The sequence below is a fragment of the Pseudomonas sp. NFACC37-1 genome, from assembly GCF_900101575.1.
In the GTDB taxonomy this organism is placed as follows: Bacteria; Pseudomonadota; Gammaproteobacteria; order Pseudomonadales; family Pseudomonadaceae; genus Aquipseudomonas; species Aquipseudomonas fluorescens_AA.
This window is the reverse complement of sequence record NZ_FMUZ01000001.1, coordinates 487,709-500,829: the sequence shown is the minus strand read 5'-3', so window position 1 is coordinate 500,829 and position 13,121 is coordinate 487,709. Positions and strand designations below refer to the sequence as shown.

Here is a 13,121-nt window from a genome sequence, read left to right as displayed (position 1 = left end):
TATTCCATCGTCTATGTTCCATAGGAGAAAACCGGTGACCATTTCCAACGTCAATTCATTCAGGGGTGTCACACCTGACCATGAGCTGGAGATGGTTTCCGCTCCCGCTCAGGCTGATGTGGATTTGTTCAATAGCGCAGTGCGCAGCAATCAAGAGCCAGGTGGTCTGGCAAGTAATCTGCTTGGTGTGATCTCGGAGCGTCTAACCGGTCAAACCGAGTTATCGCATCAGGCTGAGCGTGCGATGAAGACCGCTTCATCTTCAACCGATCCGTTGGATATGCTGAAAATGAATAGTGCTCTCTCCCAATATTCGTTGCAAACGGCGCTCACCACCAAGGTGGTGAGTAAAGGCGCGCAAGTGCTCGATAAACTGACCAATTTGCAATAGGTTCCTCGTGAAAGTACCCGGATTACTAACGGTCTTGGCCTCCTTGGCGCTCGCCGGCTGCAGCGACGACACCGTACTGTTCAGTGGTATGACAGAGCAGCATTCAAACTCAGTGGTCGCTAGGCTGGCACAGGAACACATAGCCGCGCGTAAGCAGATAGAAAAGGCCGGCATAACCGTAATCGTTGCCAATGATGATGTGAATCGGGCGGTGCGGGTGTTGGATGCTGCTGGTTTGCCTCATCAGACCCGGACTAGTTTGGGCGAGATATTTAAAAAGGAAGGGGTCATCTCCACGCCTCTGGAGGAACGCGCTCGCTACATCTACGCGCTTTCGCAAGAGTTGGAATCAACGCTGTCCCAAATCGACGGCGTCATCGTGGCCCGCGTACATGTCGTCTTGCCCGAGCGAATCGCGCCGGGAGAGCCCGTTCAGCCGGCATCTGCATCGGTGTTTATTAAGTATGCAGCGTCGGCCTTGGATCCGGACAGTGTCCGTGGGCGCATTCAGCAAATGGTTGCCAGCAGCATCCCGGGGATGAGCCAGGAGAGCAATTCCACAAAGAAATTTTCGATTGTATTCGTGCCATCTATGGAGTTTCAGGACCCTGAGCATCTCGTGTCCTTCGGACCGTTTCTCATTGATAGCAAGGATGCAGGCTTTTGGTGGGGGCTGATAATTGCGTTGCCTTTGGGTCTGGTGTTTGCGGCAGGTGTCTCGGTCCTGATGTTGCGTCCAGACTGGCGCCAAGCATTGCTTACCCGCTTGCGCGCCAGGCGCCGGACAGCCGGCTTGCCCGCGCAGCTATGACCGATGAGCAGTGGGTCCGATGGTGGTGCTGTACGTGGCGCTGGATGCACCCAGAGTGGAGGTCCGGTGTATGGGAAAGAAATGGAGTTGATTTTGATGTGTGCATTGAAATCTGCCGCAGCCAACACGGCATCTTGCTCAGCTTACTGGGCATTGTCCCATCTGCGCCGCCCGAGCCAGAGCCCAACGTTATCGAATGGCTGTCGTTGACAGAAAAGCAACGTCTGCAGGCTTTATCTCTGGTTCACGCAATTTGTTTTGCGGTGAGAAATGATGAGTTGTCGGAGGAGCAGTGGTCGTGGTGCCGTGGCATAGCCAAGGCGCTGCGACCAGGACTGTGGTTGACTGCTGATGTCACTGACTCGCGCGCGATGCTTGGGGGGTGGCTGGGTGAACGATACTGGTCGCGCCTGCGTGTGTCGTGGGCGCCCCAAGTGGCGCTGGAGCCTGCTTTTAATGTTCCCGCACGCAAACTTGATGCGCTGTGGCGGTCGGTGTTGTGGAGGGTTCAGGTATGACAGGCGCGCAGATTGAGTGTCGAAAATGCTGATTCGTCGAAGTATGTCCTTGGGCGATCTTGAACTTGGACGCGAGTTAATCGTTCGTCACGAGCAGTTCGCTGACTATCGGGGAGCTGTTGACGTGATGTTGCAGGCGCGTGCTGACGCCAATGCGCTGCTGCAACAGGCAGAGACCCTGCGACAAGAGTCTCTGGATAGAGCGCTGGCTGAGTTTTGGGCCCAGGCCTGTGGTTTTTTAGAAGCGTTAGAGGCAGAACGCCAACAATGCAGGGAGGGTGTAGTTGAGGTGTGCCGCGAGTTGTTGAATGTCGTTATCGGCAGACTGTTCGATGAATGCCCTCCGAAGGAACGCATCAGGATTCTGCTGGATCATCTAGTAGCAACCTGTGCATATCCGTTGAGTAGCGCCACTTTGAAGTGCCATCCCGAACTTTATGTTGAGGTGCAAGCCTGGCTGGCAGCCAACAGTTCCTCGGCCCTGTGGCAGTTGAGGGAGGACAGTACGATGGCGGTCCAGTCTATTCGCCTGAGCACCGAAACCGGCGAATACGCCGTTGAGTGGGACGACTTGCGGCGTTCGCTTCAGGCCGCGAGTGCATAATATTTCAATATACCCACGCATGTTTGACTCCAATTATTCTTTTGGAACCTCCAAGAGCATTGGCGCCACCCATGTTGGGTAAATTTTCAGGGAGTTGCACGCATGATCAATTTTAAGTCCCTCCAAAATCAATTGGAAAACAACTTTTCCAATGCAAGTGACAGCGTTGATGAAGCAGCCATAAATGTTGCTGAAAGCGGCAATTTGGAAGACATGAGGGCGTTCGTTCAAGCGACCCAGTCGATGGGCATCACGACCGTTGTCTTGGGTGAAGGGATGCGCGCTCATCACAGCATGACCAAAGCGATCATCGATGGAATTCAGTGATTTCAGCGCGCGACTGAACCGGTGGCTCGATGACTGTTCGGTCGCCCCTTTGGATTGCTGGGTTGACGATGCGAATGTGCAGCTTGCCTGGGTCGAAGGAGGAATCCGCTGCAGCATCGACGTGCTGGATCCGTTTGATGCCAGCGCTCCTGATCGACTGATGAGCATCCTGGGGCAGGGAGGGGCGAGCGTTGCGTGCCGTTGTCCGGGGGCACTGGGTACCGATCCGCAAAGCCAGTGTCTGGTGCTGGTGCACTGGATGGCCTCGTCCAGTTCGGTCGAGGCCTTGCTGGAGGTCTTACAGACCTTGGCCAATCAGCGCGCAGCCATGGTCAGCCTGATGCATAAAACCTTATTTGATTCGCCTTCGGCCGAGTCCCGTCTAGCAACTAATTGGCACACTGGAGTGTGATATGCGTAAGGCCTACCGGTGGTTACCGTGGCTGTTATTGGGACTGAGTGCCCCGGCGTTCGCGGCGATACCGCCAGCGTGGAAACAAACGGCCTATGCGTTCGACGCGCAACAGACTGAGCTTTCAAGCGTTCTTGAAGCATTTGCCCGAGAGTTTGGCGTCAACCTTGAGATGGACCCCATTGAAGGTATCGTCGAGGGGCGTATCCGCGCGGACAGCCCGCAGGCGTTTCTTGATCGATTGAGCCAGCAGCATCAGTTCCAATGGTTCGTCTACAACAACACCCTGTATGTCAGCCCGGCCCGTGACCAGATAACCGAGCGAATCGAGGTATCCCCGGACGCCGTTGACGACCTCAAGGGCGCATTGACTGAACTCGGCTTGCTCGATTCACGATTTGGCTGGGGAGTCCTGCCGGATGAGGGCGTGGTGTTGGTCAGCGGACCTGCGCGGTATGTTCAGTTCATTCGCGACTACAGCAGCAACGTCGACAGGCCCGAGGAAAAGCAAGACGTCGTGGTCTTACCGTTGCGTTACGCGAACGCTGCCGATCGCACCATCAGTTACCGTGATGAACAGCTGACCGTTTCAGGGGTAGCCACGATCCTCAAGGAGCTGCTGGATAGCCGCTCGCAAGGCGGGTCAGGTAGCGTCTTTAACGTGTTGCAAGGCGCGGGACTGGGAGCTGGCGCGAGCAGCGCCAGCAGCTTCGCGGGCACGCCAAGTTTGCTTGGCGGCTTGGCCGATGATCAGTTGCAGCAAACCCTGGATCGCGTGATTGCCGGCACCAGCGGCGGCGCTCAGAACAAGGGCGGCTTTGCTGGCAGGTCGCGGATACGGGTCGCAGCCGACGTACGCAACAATGCGGTGCTGATCTACGACTCCCCCAAGCGCAGGGCCTTGTACGAGAACCTGGTCAAGCAGCTTGATGTGCCACGCAACCTGATCGAAATCGACGCGGTGATCTACGATATCGACCGCGACGAGTTGAACGAGTTGTCCAGCAACTGGAATGTCTGGGCCGGAGGGACCAACGTCAGAGGGTCCTTGCTTGAATCAGGCAGCTCGACGCTGTCGGCCGAAAACGCCGGGCGGTTCGCCCTGGCGGTCCGCACGCTGGAAGCCAAGGGGGCGGCGACGGTGATCAGCAATCCTTCGATCCTCACCCTGGAGAACCAGCCCGCTGTCATTGATTTCAGCCGGACCGAGTTCCTCACCGCGACGGGGGAGCGTGTTGCCGATATCCAGCCGATTACTGCCGGTACCAGCCTGCAAGTAGTTCCGCGCTCGATGCAGCACAATGGCAAGACGCAGGTGCAGTTGATCCTCGATATCGAGGACGGACAAATCGAAGCATCGCTGCTTGATGGCACCAAACCCAGCGTGCGTAACGGCAGCGTCAGCACTCAGGCGGTCATCGCCGAGCGTGGATCGTTGGTGGTCGGTGGTTTTCATTCTCTGCAGTCGAGCGACAAGGTAAGCAAAATCCCGTGGCTCAGCGACATTCCGCTCATCGGCAAATTGCTGTTCACGTCCAGCAGCCGCAGCACCAACAAGATAGAGCGCTTGTTCATTCTTACGCCTCGGCTGGTGGGCAACCAGATTGACCCGGCACGTTATGTCGAAAGCGGCAACCCGGAAGATATCGATTCCGCCGCCCAGCGGATCGACGGGCGCCATGGCGATGGACAACCCACTCGCGTTGATATTCAGCGCGCCTTCACTCAATTGTTGAGTGATGTGCAACCGACAGGTTTTACCCCGAGTAACGAGCCTTTATTCACGCCGGCCACTTTATGCGCACCGCAACAGGGCCTGGTCATCGACGCCGATCGCAGCCAGTGGTATGGGCGCAACGCCTGGAGCATTGGCGTGGTGGTCGCGCGCAATACGGGTGATAAACCGCTGCGTATTGATGAAAGCAGTTGTGGTGGGCGCTGGGTGCTGGGTGTCAGTGCATGGCCTCGCGCTTGGTTGCAGCCTGGGGAACAAAGCGAAGTCTATGTCGCGGTGCGTAATCCCCAGTCGCTCAAGAGCAACGCGACCCTTCGCGACTCATTACTCAAGGAGGCAACTCGATGACCAAGATGAACTGGGCTGCGTTCGGCCTTCTGTGTGTGATGCTCTCCGGTTGCTCGACGACCTGGGGCGGCTGTTCTGGACGGTCCTGCGACCATCCAGACTCCAATAACCGGGAGCTGGTGATCTGGTGGCCGGCGGACATGCGTACTGGCCTGGAAAATCCGCAGGACACCGCGGACTATACTGTCGTGCCACTGCGGGATTGAGCATCATGATACAAGTCTCGGGGAAAGCGGAGTTCTACGAACGGGTAGCTGCTGGGCAAACAGCGGTATGGCCGGTAGCAGCGGGTGTTTCTTTCGTGAGTCGCCATGAGCACCATGATTGGGGTATAGCGTTGCACATCGACAGTCGTGCGCTGCAGCCCCAGCAACTGCGTGAGGCGCTGGAGCGGCGCTTCACGCAATCCTACCTGTTCCCTGACTATTTTCTGTTTCTCGATGCCCACCGCGACTTCGTCGTCTGGCATGCGGTGCCGTCATCCTCCCATGGTCGCGCGGTGCTCGATAATATCTGCCAACATCAATTGCTGTTGGCAGGCTTGAGCCCCTTGGAATGACCGTCCAGCCACTGCGCCAGTAGCGATTGCTGGCGCAGTTTCCCTTCCTTTTGCGACGCTTGAACTGTCGACCGCGCGGCGCGGCGTTGCGGTTCAAGCTTGCTGTTGCCCCGCAGCAGCCGTCGCCGCTTGTTTGTCGACGGCCTTGCGCACACTCGCGTGGGATTGGAATGTTTGATTGACGGTGCGATAGGCCAAACCCATCGCCGCTGCGGTCCCCATATTCCCGAGAAAGCCGGAGAGGGCGGGCGGAACCTTGCCGCGCAGTGCTTCGCCGGTGGCCATATTGATTGCGCCAGCCAGGCTGGCCCAGGCGACTCGAGCGGGGGATTGGTCCAAGACCCGGCCATAATCCTTGAGCGGAAGGTTCGGCTTCAACTCCTGGTTGGTGCCAACCTGGCGCGTGTCGAAATGCCGCTGCAGATGGTTGTCGAGGGTTGCGACAACGGTGTTGAATGCCGCGCGCGTGCCGGCCAGGGATTGGATGGAAGCGGCCAGTGCTTCGCCCAACAGCGGTTGCTGATCCGGCCCGAGCAGTGCCGGACTCGTCAACGTCTGGCCCGGTGGCAAGACCTGTTCACTGATGGAATCGAGCATGAAACCCATGCTCAAGGTCATGGCACCGTAGGCCCAGCCGAGCGTCGGCATATTATCCTCGTCGACCCCGTAGGTCTTGGTGTCGTCCTGGGGGGCGGTCATGCTGAAAGTGGCCTGCATGGTTTCGCGAGAAAGAGCATAAATCACGTCGCGTAGCTGAGTGGCCAAAACCCTCGCGCTCAGCGCACCGTCACCACGCGCGGCGCCCATGGCGCCCATGCCCAGATAAAGCGCCTCGGCGACGACCTGGTTGCGGGTGATGTTGCGCGAATCGCGCTTCATCTGCAGGCGCAGTGTGTCTTGCTTATCGGGCGGCAGAGCGTTCCATTTCGCTTCGCTGAGGGCGAAGTGCCCGCGCACCGCATCGCTGGAGTCGGCGGCGAGACGCTCCAGGCGCGGTTGGCGTACGTAGAGCTGGGTGGCAATGGTCGCCAATGAGACAGCGGCCTGCAAAGCCAGCATTCCCCCCGGGCTTTTTTTCGCGAGCCCCTCGTTGAGTGCACTGTAGGCATGCATGAACGCCAACTCGCGAAGATAGGTAGGCGCTCCGCAGTTGACCATCTGTTGGACCGTATGGCCCGCAGCGGCAAGCGTTGTGCGGCCGGAAGGCAAATTAGCCATGCTGTCGCTCAACGCGAGCTTTGCTCCGCGTCCGACCTTGTTGCCCAGGGCCACGCCGTGTTCCTTGGCGCTTCCCCAGAGGGCGCCCGTGGCTCTGCCTGCCGGCGCCAGATAGTCGCGATGGAAGGCCTGGCTCAGGCCTGTCACATGCGCGCGGGCGCGCGAAGTGAAATCAGGCAGGTGAACGGGGGCCTCGCCGCGCTCCAAAGCATTGATATCAGCGGTGGGATGTCGATGCCGCAGCTCGATTTGCGGTGCTGGCAGGATACGTCCCAGGTTTGGGGCTATCGGGTCCATGGGATGTTCCTTGCTGGGCGAATGGCCGGGGTCTGCATGAAGCTCTCGGCCAGTTTACCGAAGTCCAGCAGCCATTCGGCAAATGCCTGACCGTCCAGCCCCGTGCTGTTCCAGCGCGCCTGTAACGCGCTGCCGTGTGGCGCGAGGACCACGGCAGCTTGGGTCAGCATCATCAGGTGCAGGTTGGCCAGTAATGCGCGTTCGCGTTGCGTCGCCGTGTTCAGCGAAGTTGGCAGCGGCGTACTGATCAGCAGATGTTGGTGATCACTGTCGGCAATCACTTCATAGGCACGGCCGTTGGCCTGGATCACGCCGACGGTCAATATCTGCTCGAAGGGTGGGGCGGCGATGTCCAAGTGCTGCAGCGCAGCGATCAGTAATGGACGATGCCATTCCCGATTCATCGCCGCCTGCGCCTGTTGCCCCGCGCGCTCATCTTGCCTCGGTGCTGTGGTGACGGGCCCGGGTGCGCCGCCTTGGTTTTCTTGAAGTGCGGTGGCACCCGCCACGAGGCTTTCGGCGACGGACAAGAGATGGCTCAGCTCATCGGCAAGCATTTCACGCTGATGTTGCGGCTGCGAGATAAGGCGCAGCACGAGCACGGCGTCACCGCTGTCATTCAGGCTCACGCTACTACTGCTCATTGCCGATATGGCGCAATTGGACCGCAGCAGCAACTCGCTCCAGACCTCAACCGGCAAACCGTTGGGGCGTGGCAGCAGAGCCAACACCACCCACTGCTGCACAGGCGACGTCTGCCAGAGCGACAATTGCAACGTCAGCCCCGGCAACGACAGTTGGGCGCTACGGGAGAACGCTCGTGCCTGCGCAGAGGGAATGCCGAGCCGCTCAGCGGCCTCCAATAACCACGTGTTCGTTTGCTCTGGGAGAGGGATCGATCCCGGGGATTGGAAGCGCGAGCTCGACGAAGGCATGGGGTAGACTTCCAGAAGTTTTGACCACCATTAAAGCGCGCCGGTATTAAAGTTTTATGACTGCAATGGTGGCTCAGTGGGTTTCGAGCTGGATGATTTCCTCGGTGACTTCATCAAGCTGGCGAATGACCTGATAGATGTGGGCAACTTCCAGCAGGGTTTCGCGCGGTATATGGCGACCCGTGCGAACGGTGTACAACGCACGTGCCAGCCAAACACACTGGACCACCGGAATCTTGGCGTCCTGGGCGCGCTTGATCAGCGCCAGTGCATCATCGTCTTGTCCTTTGCAATGAATCAGTGGCAAAGGTGTCTGGCCTGGTCGATAGAACAGGGCCACCGCGTAGTGGGTCGGATTGACCAACAGCAGGTCGGCATCCTCGACCGGCCGGGGGGCTGTGCTGGGTTCGGAGTTGAGCAGTTCGTGCGCCAGCTGACGACGATGGCCTTTGACGTGCGGATCGCCCTCGGACTGCTTGTATTCCTGCTTGATGTCTTCGTGGCTCATGCGCAATTTCTTGGCGTGAAAATATTTCTGCAGGGCAAAGTCGACCATGCCGATCACCAGCAACAGGCCCAAGGTGTTGCGCAAGATGTTCCGAAATACCTCCAGCAACGAGCGCCAGTAGGTGACGAGATCGGTGTCGGCCAACAGCACCAGCTTGCCCAGGATGGGCATGATCGAGACATACAGAATGACCGCAATGGCCAGCGCTTTGAGGACGCTCAACAGCAGGTTCATCAGATTCTGTTTAGAGAACATCTGCTTGATCTGGCCGATTGGATTGAGCTTGCCAAGATCGACCTTCAGGGCCTTGGGCGCAAAGAGAAATCCGATCTGCATCCAGGTACCGGCCAGGCGTATCAGAATCGCCACGCCGACGCTGGCCACGATGAAGGAAACAAGTGTCCACAGCGCTGTTCCGCTGAGCTCAACGGCAGTACTGGCGAAGGGTTCGTTCAGTCGTCGCAAGGGTAATTCGGTGAGGTGCTGGAGGCGCGTCATGCTTTCCTCGGCCATGCCCAGACAGACTTCGCTGACCACCATCAGCACCAGCAGTTTGGCCAGGTCCTGGCTCTGCCCAACCTGGCCTTTTTCCCTCGCGTCGCGTTCTTTCTTTGGCGTCGCCTTTTCGGTTTTTTCGCTCACGGCACTTTCACCAACAGGTTCAGCAGAAATTTCAAATCGAACCAGCGTCCGACCTCGGCGTTACCCAGATCGAGCAGCGTGGGCAGATACACGAGCAGAAACAGCAAACCGATAACGCTCTTGGCCGGCATCGCCAGAATCGAAACATTCAGTTGCTGGGCATAAAGACCGACGATGGCGAAAGCGGCTTCAATCAGCAGCAACAGGCCTATGAATGGCGCCGCGTACAGCAATGCGTGCTGCATGGTTCTGTTCAGCTCTCCAAGCAGTATGTCCAGCCCCTCTACCGTCATGATCGGCATCCAGGCGGTGGGCGGCCAAATGATGTAGCTGTCCCAGATGACCTGGGTAATCAGCGAGAGGCCGCCGGACAGGATGACTAGCATGATGAGCACTTCCTGCAGCAACTCCCCCAGTGGCGTCGCGTCGGGCCCGAGGGATGGGTTGATCTGACCGCCGCTGAGGGCGCCGCGCTGGCTGTCGAGCAAGGCGCCTACCGTCGCGAACATCCAGAAGGGCATATACAGCAGTAACCCCAACAGAACGCCCAGGACCATTTCCTTGAGTAACAAACCGCCGATCATCAGCCAGTTTTCATGTTGTCCGGACAACACCCGACCGATGCTCGGCGCTGGAACCATCGCAACCGCGCAGGTCACGGCATAACGCAGCGGGCCCTTGAGGTATTTGAAGCAAAACGCTGGCACCAGCATCATGCACGGCAGAATCCTAGCCATGGCTAACGCGATACCGAGCATTAGTTCGAACAAATACTCGGCGTTGAATGGCATCAAACGGCGCCTCCGGTGCGTGCGATAAGGTCGAACGCGGTGTTGATGAACAGGATCAATTCAACACCGATCCAGCGGCCGGTCGCCGCCAGGGTCACGCCCACGGCGACCAGTTTGATACCAAAGGGCAGGGTCTGGTCCTGAATCTGCATCAAGGCTTGCACGAGCGACGTCAATACGCCCACCAGCACCGCGACCAGCAGCGGTGGCGCGGTAAGAATCACCACCAGGTACATGCCCTGTTTGAACAACTCCAGCGCTTCCACGGCAGCCTCACAGATAGGAATAGAACAGACTGTCGAGTAACCGCGTCCAGCCCTGGACAAGGACGAACAGCAGCAGTTTGAGCGGCAGCGAAATGGTCATGGGCGAGACCATTTGCATGCCAAGCGCAAGCAGCAGGTTGGACACGATCAGATCAATGACGATGAACGGAATGTAAATCAGAAAACCGATCTCGAACCCGGCCTGCAGCTCCGACAATACAAAGGCTGGAATCGCCAGTAGCAGATCCTTGCTGCTGGCTTTTTCGGCCAGTTCCGCAGGCCACATACGATGGGTGTTGTCGACCAGATGAGTCAGCACGTCCGGATCGGTGTTACGGCTCATGAAGTTTTGCAGCGGGGCGATGACCGTGTTCACGCTGGCTTGAAGTTGTTCGGTAGTGCCTATCTGCAAAGGATTTTCAGCCACCCGTTGCTGGATTTCATAAGCCACCGGAGCCATCACGAACATCGTCGCCGCCAGGGCAGTGCCGTACAACGCCATATTGGGCGGAACCTGTTGAACGCCGATGGCATTGCGCGTTATCAGCAACACCATGGAGATTTTCAGAAATGCGGTGCAGATAATCAAAAACAACGGGATCAGCGAGAGCGCACCCAGAAACAGCGCGAGCATGATCGGGTTCATGCCATCCAGAATCATTGATCAAATACCAAGCGAGTGATTTGCATACCCAAGCGTCCATCCACGTCTACCAGCTCACCGTAGGCGACCACCCGCTCCTCATGGCACAACGTCGCTGCCCCCGGTGCCATGCCCGTGACATCCACCACGGAACCGGCCGCCAGCCGGCCGAGCGCTTCGAGGCTCAGCTTCACTTCGCCACACCGTACGGTCAACGCCAGGGTCACGCCGGACAAGGGCGATGGCGGCTGCGTTGCAGCCTCCTGCGGGAGGGGGGCGTCTGGCTGCGCCGAATCGAGCCGTTCCTGCTGGTCGTCGTTCGCTTCCTGGGCCGCCAACTCATCGTTATTGTCGAACTCGTACAACGGTTCTTCATCCTGCGGTTCATTGCTCATGAATGGAGCCTTCTTCGTGAATCAGCCTGAGCTGTAAGTGATCATTCCGGTCTTCGCTACAAACCGCCCAGCGCTGGTTGCCCAGGTGCAGGTTTCCTCGACCTTGAACATCGAAGACTGCCTCGGCAGGCAACAGCACATCGCCTGGACGTAATGAGCGCAGCTGATTGACCAGCAAATCCATGCGCCCAACGATGACCGGATGAGTCAGGACCCAACATTCAGGCACGGTTTGTTCGATAAATCGCCACGGTGCGTCATTCAGCACTCGCAGCAGTGATTCGGCGCCGAGGCTTAGCGTTCCGTAGGCTTTCTCGCCATTGCGCTCGATGAGCACGCGACAATCCCAGCGGTCATCCAGTACCGGCTCCTCGGCCAGTGGCGCCAACGGTGCGAGCAGGTCGGACAACACCGGCGCCATCCGTTGATTGATCAACTGCCAATACCACGCTTGCGGCGGCTCGACGGTGAGCACGGGAACTTCACCGCACAGACTCAGCAGCGCATCGGCGTTCGACAACAGCAGGGGGCCGTGTCGGCTGGACAAGCCTATCCAGCGCTCATCGGCAATGGCGCCGCAGGGTGTCAGCGGGCCGAGCGTCATGCGTATCTTTTCAGCTCCGCTGGTGAACTCCAGGAAGCGGCCGCGCCCCAAGGCCAGGGAGGCCATTGCGGCCGTGCTCGTCAGGCGTCGCAGGCTGAGTTTTTTCATGCGGGCCCCGTCGGCTGTAATCTCAGCTCGACGTCATGGTCCAGCGCCTGGGCGAATGCTTGCTGGCAGGCGCCATGATGCTTGGTCAATCGCTCCAGGACGTCTGCGCGCTCCAGACCAAGCTCGATATCCCAATGGCTGTCTCGTTTCTGGGCGCGAATCTGGACCTTGCCCAGATTGGGCATTAGCAGGGTGGCGCTGAAAGGACGGTTGCCGTGTTGCGGCAACTGCAGCGCCAGCTCATCAATCAACTGTGTCGGTATGCCGTCGAGCGGCGCGAACATAGAGAACGAGCTCGAACCATTGCCCGAGCTGCCCTGGTCGTCCGAATGGGCGGGCGGTGGTGGTACAAGCATCTGCATGAACAACATCGCATCGGCGTCCAGTGGCCTGACGCCGTCGTTGGCAGATCTGACTTCGACCGGACGGTTGCGTTGGACCTCGGTGCCTTTGCTCGACGGCGTCGTGGATGCCGCGGCAGTGGGTTTTGCCGCAGGCGCGGCAGGTGCCTGTGGAGCAGGGCGCTGGGGTGGCGTGTGCTTGATGGGGGCAGTCATGTCTCACTTATTCCTCACTGAGTGTCTCGCTCATGCAGGCGAGTTTTTCCACCGCGCGTTGCCGTGCCTTGGCGTCCAACTGTGCTTGTTGCAACGACTGCTCCTGCGCTTCGATGTGCAAGCGCAACTGGCTGACGTCCTGGCGGATCTGGGCGAGGCGATCAAGCATGCGTCGCTCCTTTTCGTGCCAGCGGTCGATATCAGCCAGTTCCAGCGTGGTTTGCAGGTGGGTATCGGCTAACGATCGCCGCTTGCGCTTCTGATTGGTACGCTCCTGGTTCATTGAGCGTTCGCTGGCCAGCAGTTGCTCGCGCAACCTCGCCACCTCCCGTGCAAGGCGCGCACGGGCACGTTCTGCACTGGCCTGGCGGTGCTGACGCAAAGGGCCGAGCAGGCCGATGACGCGCTCCAGCGCCTGGCGCTCCGGGTCCATATCGAGATCTTCGTCCAAG

Annotated in this window: 19 protein-coding genes; 9 read left to right on the top strand and 10 right to left on the bottom strand. The window is 58.7% G+C overall.

Annotation, left to right across the window (positions count from 1 at the left end; genetic code table 11):
- The first annotated feature begins 34 nt into the window (after window positions 1–34).
- From sctI to BLP82_RS02140, 9 genes are all read left to right on the top strand, one after another.
- Entirely contained in the window at window positions 35–391 is a 357-nt protein-coding gene (gene sctI, locus BLP82_RS02180; protein WP_092164933.1) for a type III secretion system inner rod subunit SctI, read from the top strand.
- A 7-nt stretch (window positions 392–398) separates the two neighbouring features.
- The gene (gene sctJ, locus BLP82_RS02175) at window positions 399–1,202 is read left to right on the top strand and encodes a type III secretion system inner membrane ring lipoprotein SctJ (RefSeq protein ID WP_092164931.1); all 804 of its coding nucleotides are present in this window, start codon (window positions 399–401) and stop codon (window positions 1,200–1,202) included.
- Window positions 1,203–1,300: 98 nt separating this feature from the next.
- Window positions 1,301–1,720: a hypothetical protein gene (locus BLP82_RS02170; RefSeq protein ID WP_092164929.1), complete on the top strand. Its 420-nt coding sequence runs from the start codon at window positions 1,301–1,303 to the stop codon at window positions 1,718–1,720.
- 25 nt (window positions 1,721–1,745) lie between these two features.
- Window positions 1,746–2,324 carry an HrpE/YscL family type III secretion apparatus protein gene (locus tag BLP82_RS02165; protein WP_092164928.1) on the top strand — a complete coding sequence of 193 codons (579 nt, stop codon included), beginning with the start codon at window positions 1,746–1,748 and terminating at the stop codon, window positions 2,322–2,324.
- A 102-nt stretch (window positions 2,325–2,426) separates the two neighbouring features.
- Window positions 2,427–2,651, top strand: coding sequence for a type III secretion protein (locus BLP82_RS02160; protein ID WP_092164927.1), 225 nt, complete (start codon window positions 2,427–2,429; stop codon window positions 2,649–2,651).
- Window positions 2,638–3,063: a type III secretion protein gene (locus BLP82_RS02155; protein WP_092164926.1), complete on the top strand. Its 426-nt coding sequence runs from the start codon at window positions 2,638–2,640 to the stop codon at window positions 3,061–3,063. Before BLP82_RS02160 ends, BLP82_RS02155 begins: the two co-directional genes overlap by 14 nt.
- Window position 3,064: 1 nt before the next feature.
- Window positions 3,065–5,146: a type III secretion system outer membrane ring subunit SctC gene (gene sctC, locus BLP82_RS02150; RefSeq protein WP_092164925.1), complete on the top strand. Its 2,082-nt coding sequence runs from the start codon at window positions 3,065–3,067 to the stop codon at window positions 5,144–5,146.
- On the top strand, window positions 5,143–5,352 hold the full coding sequence (hrpT, locus tag BLP82_RS02145) for an HrpT family type III secretion system protein (RefSeq protein WP_170842256.1): 210 nt from the start codon (window positions 5,143–5,145) through the stop codon (window positions 5,350–5,352). Before sctC ends, hrpT begins: the two co-directional genes overlap by 4 nt.
- A 5-nt stretch (window positions 5,353–5,357) precedes the next feature.
- Complete coding sequence (locus tag BLP82_RS02140; RefSeq protein ID WP_092164924.1) at window positions 5,358–5,705, top strand: type III secretion protein HrpV; 348 nt, start codon at window positions 5,358–5,360, stop codon at window positions 5,703–5,705.
- Between the two features lie 93 nt (window positions 5,706–5,798).
- Here the strand turns inward: BLP82_RS02140 and BLP82_RS02135 are convergent, their stop codons facing one another.
- The 10 genes from BLP82_RS02135 to BLP82_RS02090 form a co-directional block, all read right to left on the bottom strand.
- A complete protein-coding gene (locus BLP82_RS02135; RefSeq protein WP_092164923.1) occupies window positions 5,799–7,220 on the bottom strand; it encodes a hypothetical protein in 1,422 nt (473 codons plus the stop codon).
- Window positions 7,208–8,155: a type III secretion system chaperone gene (locus BLP82_RS02130; protein ID WP_139197796.1), complete on the bottom strand. Its 948-nt coding sequence runs from the start codon at window positions 8,153–8,155 to the stop codon at window positions 7,208–7,210. Before BLP82_RS02130 ends, BLP82_RS02135 begins: the two co-directional genes overlap by 13 nt.
- A gap of 73 nt (window positions 8,156–8,228) precedes the next feature.
- Window positions 8,229–9,305, bottom strand: a complete 1,077-nt coding sequence (gene sctU / locus BLP82_RS02125; protein ID WP_092164921.1) for a type III secretion system export apparatus subunit SctU — start codon at window positions 9,303–9,305, stop codon at window positions 8,229–8,231.
- Window positions 9,302–10,096, bottom strand: a complete 795-nt coding sequence (gene sctT, locus BLP82_RS02120) for a type III secretion system export apparatus subunit SctT (protein WP_092164919.1) — start codon at window positions 10,094–10,096, stop codon at window positions 9,302–9,304. Before sctT ends, sctU begins: the two co-directional genes overlap by 4 nt.
- Window positions 10,096–10,362 (bottom strand): type III secretion system export apparatus subunit SctS, encoded by a 267-nt coding sequence (gene sctS, locus BLP82_RS02115; protein WP_092164917.1) that lies wholly within the window; start codon window positions 10,360–10,362, stop codon window positions 10,096–10,098. The genes sctT and sctS overlap by 1 nt, the downstream gene beginning before the upstream one ends.
- 7 nt (window positions 10,363–10,369) lie before the next feature.
- Window positions 10,370–11,023, bottom strand: coding sequence for a type III secretion system export apparatus subunit SctR (gene sctR, locus BLP82_RS02110; RefSeq protein ID WP_092164908.1), 654 nt, complete (start codon window positions 11,021–11,023; stop codon window positions 10,370–10,372).
- Window positions 11,020–11,400, bottom strand: coding sequence for a FliM/FliN family flagellar motor switch protein (locus BLP82_RS02105; RefSeq protein ID WP_092164906.1), 381 nt, complete (start codon window positions 11,398–11,400; stop codon window positions 11,020–11,022). The genes sctR and BLP82_RS02105 overlap by 4 nt, the downstream gene beginning before the upstream one ends.
- On the bottom strand, window positions 11,390–12,112 hold the full coding sequence (locus BLP82_RS02100; protein ID WP_092164904.1) for a hypothetical protein: 723 nt from the start codon (window positions 12,110–12,112) through the stop codon (window positions 11,390–11,392). The genes BLP82_RS02105 and BLP82_RS02100 overlap by 11 nt, the downstream gene beginning before the upstream one ends.
- The gene (locus tag BLP82_RS02095; RefSeq protein ID WP_092164902.1) at window positions 12,109–12,669 is read right to left on the bottom strand and encodes a type III secretion system HrpP C-terminal domain-containing protein; all 561 of its coding nucleotides are present in this window, start codon (window positions 12,667–12,669) and stop codon (window positions 12,109–12,111) included. The genes BLP82_RS02100 and BLP82_RS02095 overlap by 4 nt, the downstream gene beginning before the upstream one ends.
- 7 nt (window positions 12,670–12,676) lie before the next feature.
- Window positions 12,677–13,120: a type III secretion protein gene (locus BLP82_RS02090; RefSeq protein ID WP_092164900.1), complete on the bottom strand. Its 444-nt coding sequence runs from the start codon at window positions 13,118–13,120 to the stop codon at window positions 12,677–12,679.
- Window position 13,121: the final 1 nt, after the last annotated feature.

What these genes read in the sequence shown, in the direction of transcription:
- sctT (WP_092164919.1), bottom strand. Translation starts at nt 10,096, where the DNA reads ATGCCATTCAACGCCGAGTATTTGTTCGAACTAATGCTCGGTATCGCG.
- BLP82_RS02155 (WP_092164926.1), top strand. Translation starts at nt 2,638, where the DNA reads ATGGAATTCAGTGATTTCAGCGCGCGACTGAACCGGTGGCTCGATGAC.
- BLP82_RS02160 (WP_092164927.1), top strand. Translation starts at nt 2,427, where the DNA reads ATGATCAATTTTAAGTCCCTCCAAAATCAATTGGAAAACAACTTTTCC.
- BLP82_RS02105 (WP_092164906.1), bottom strand. Translation starts at nt 11,400, where the DNA reads ATGAGCAATGAACCGCAGGATGAAGAACCGTTGTACGAGTTCGACAAT.
- BLP82_RS02135 (WP_092164923.1), bottom strand. Translation starts at nt 7,220, where the DNA reads ATGGACCCGATAGCCCCAAACCTGGGACGTATCCTGCCAGCACCGCAA.
- BLP82_RS02165 (WP_092164928.1), top strand. Translation starts at nt 1,746, where the DNA reads ATGCTGATTCGTCGAAGTATGTCCTTGGGCGATCTTGAACTTGGACGC.
- sctR (WP_092164908.1), bottom strand. Translation starts at nt 11,023, where the DNA reads ATGATTCTGGATGGCATGAACCCGATCATGCTCGCGCTGTTTCTGGGT.
- BLP82_RS02100 (WP_092164904.1), bottom strand. Translation starts at nt 12,112, where the DNA reads ATGAAAAAACTCAGCCTGCGACGCCTGACGAGCACGGCCGCAATGGCC.
- sctC (WP_092164925.1), top strand. Translation starts at nt 3,065, where the DNA reads ATGCGTAAGGCCTACCGGTGGTTACCGTGGCTGTTATTGGGACTGAGT.
- BLP82_RS02130 (WP_139197796.1), bottom strand. Translation starts at nt 8,155, where the DNA reads ATGCCTTCGTCGAGCTCGCGCTTCCAATCCCCGGGATCGATCCCTCTC.
- BLP82_RS02095 (WP_092164902.1), bottom strand. Translation starts at nt 12,669, where the DNA reads ATGACTGCCCCCATCAAGCACACGCCACCCCAGCGCCCTGCTCCACAG.
- BLP82_RS02140 (WP_092164924.1), top strand. Translation starts at nt 5,358, where the DNA reads ATGATACAAGTCTCGGGGAAAGCGGAGTTCTACGAACGGGTAGCTGCT.
- hrpT (WP_170842256.1), top strand. Translation starts at nt 5,143, where the DNA reads ATGACCAAGATGAACTGGGCTGCGTTCGGCCTTCTGTGTGTGATGCTC.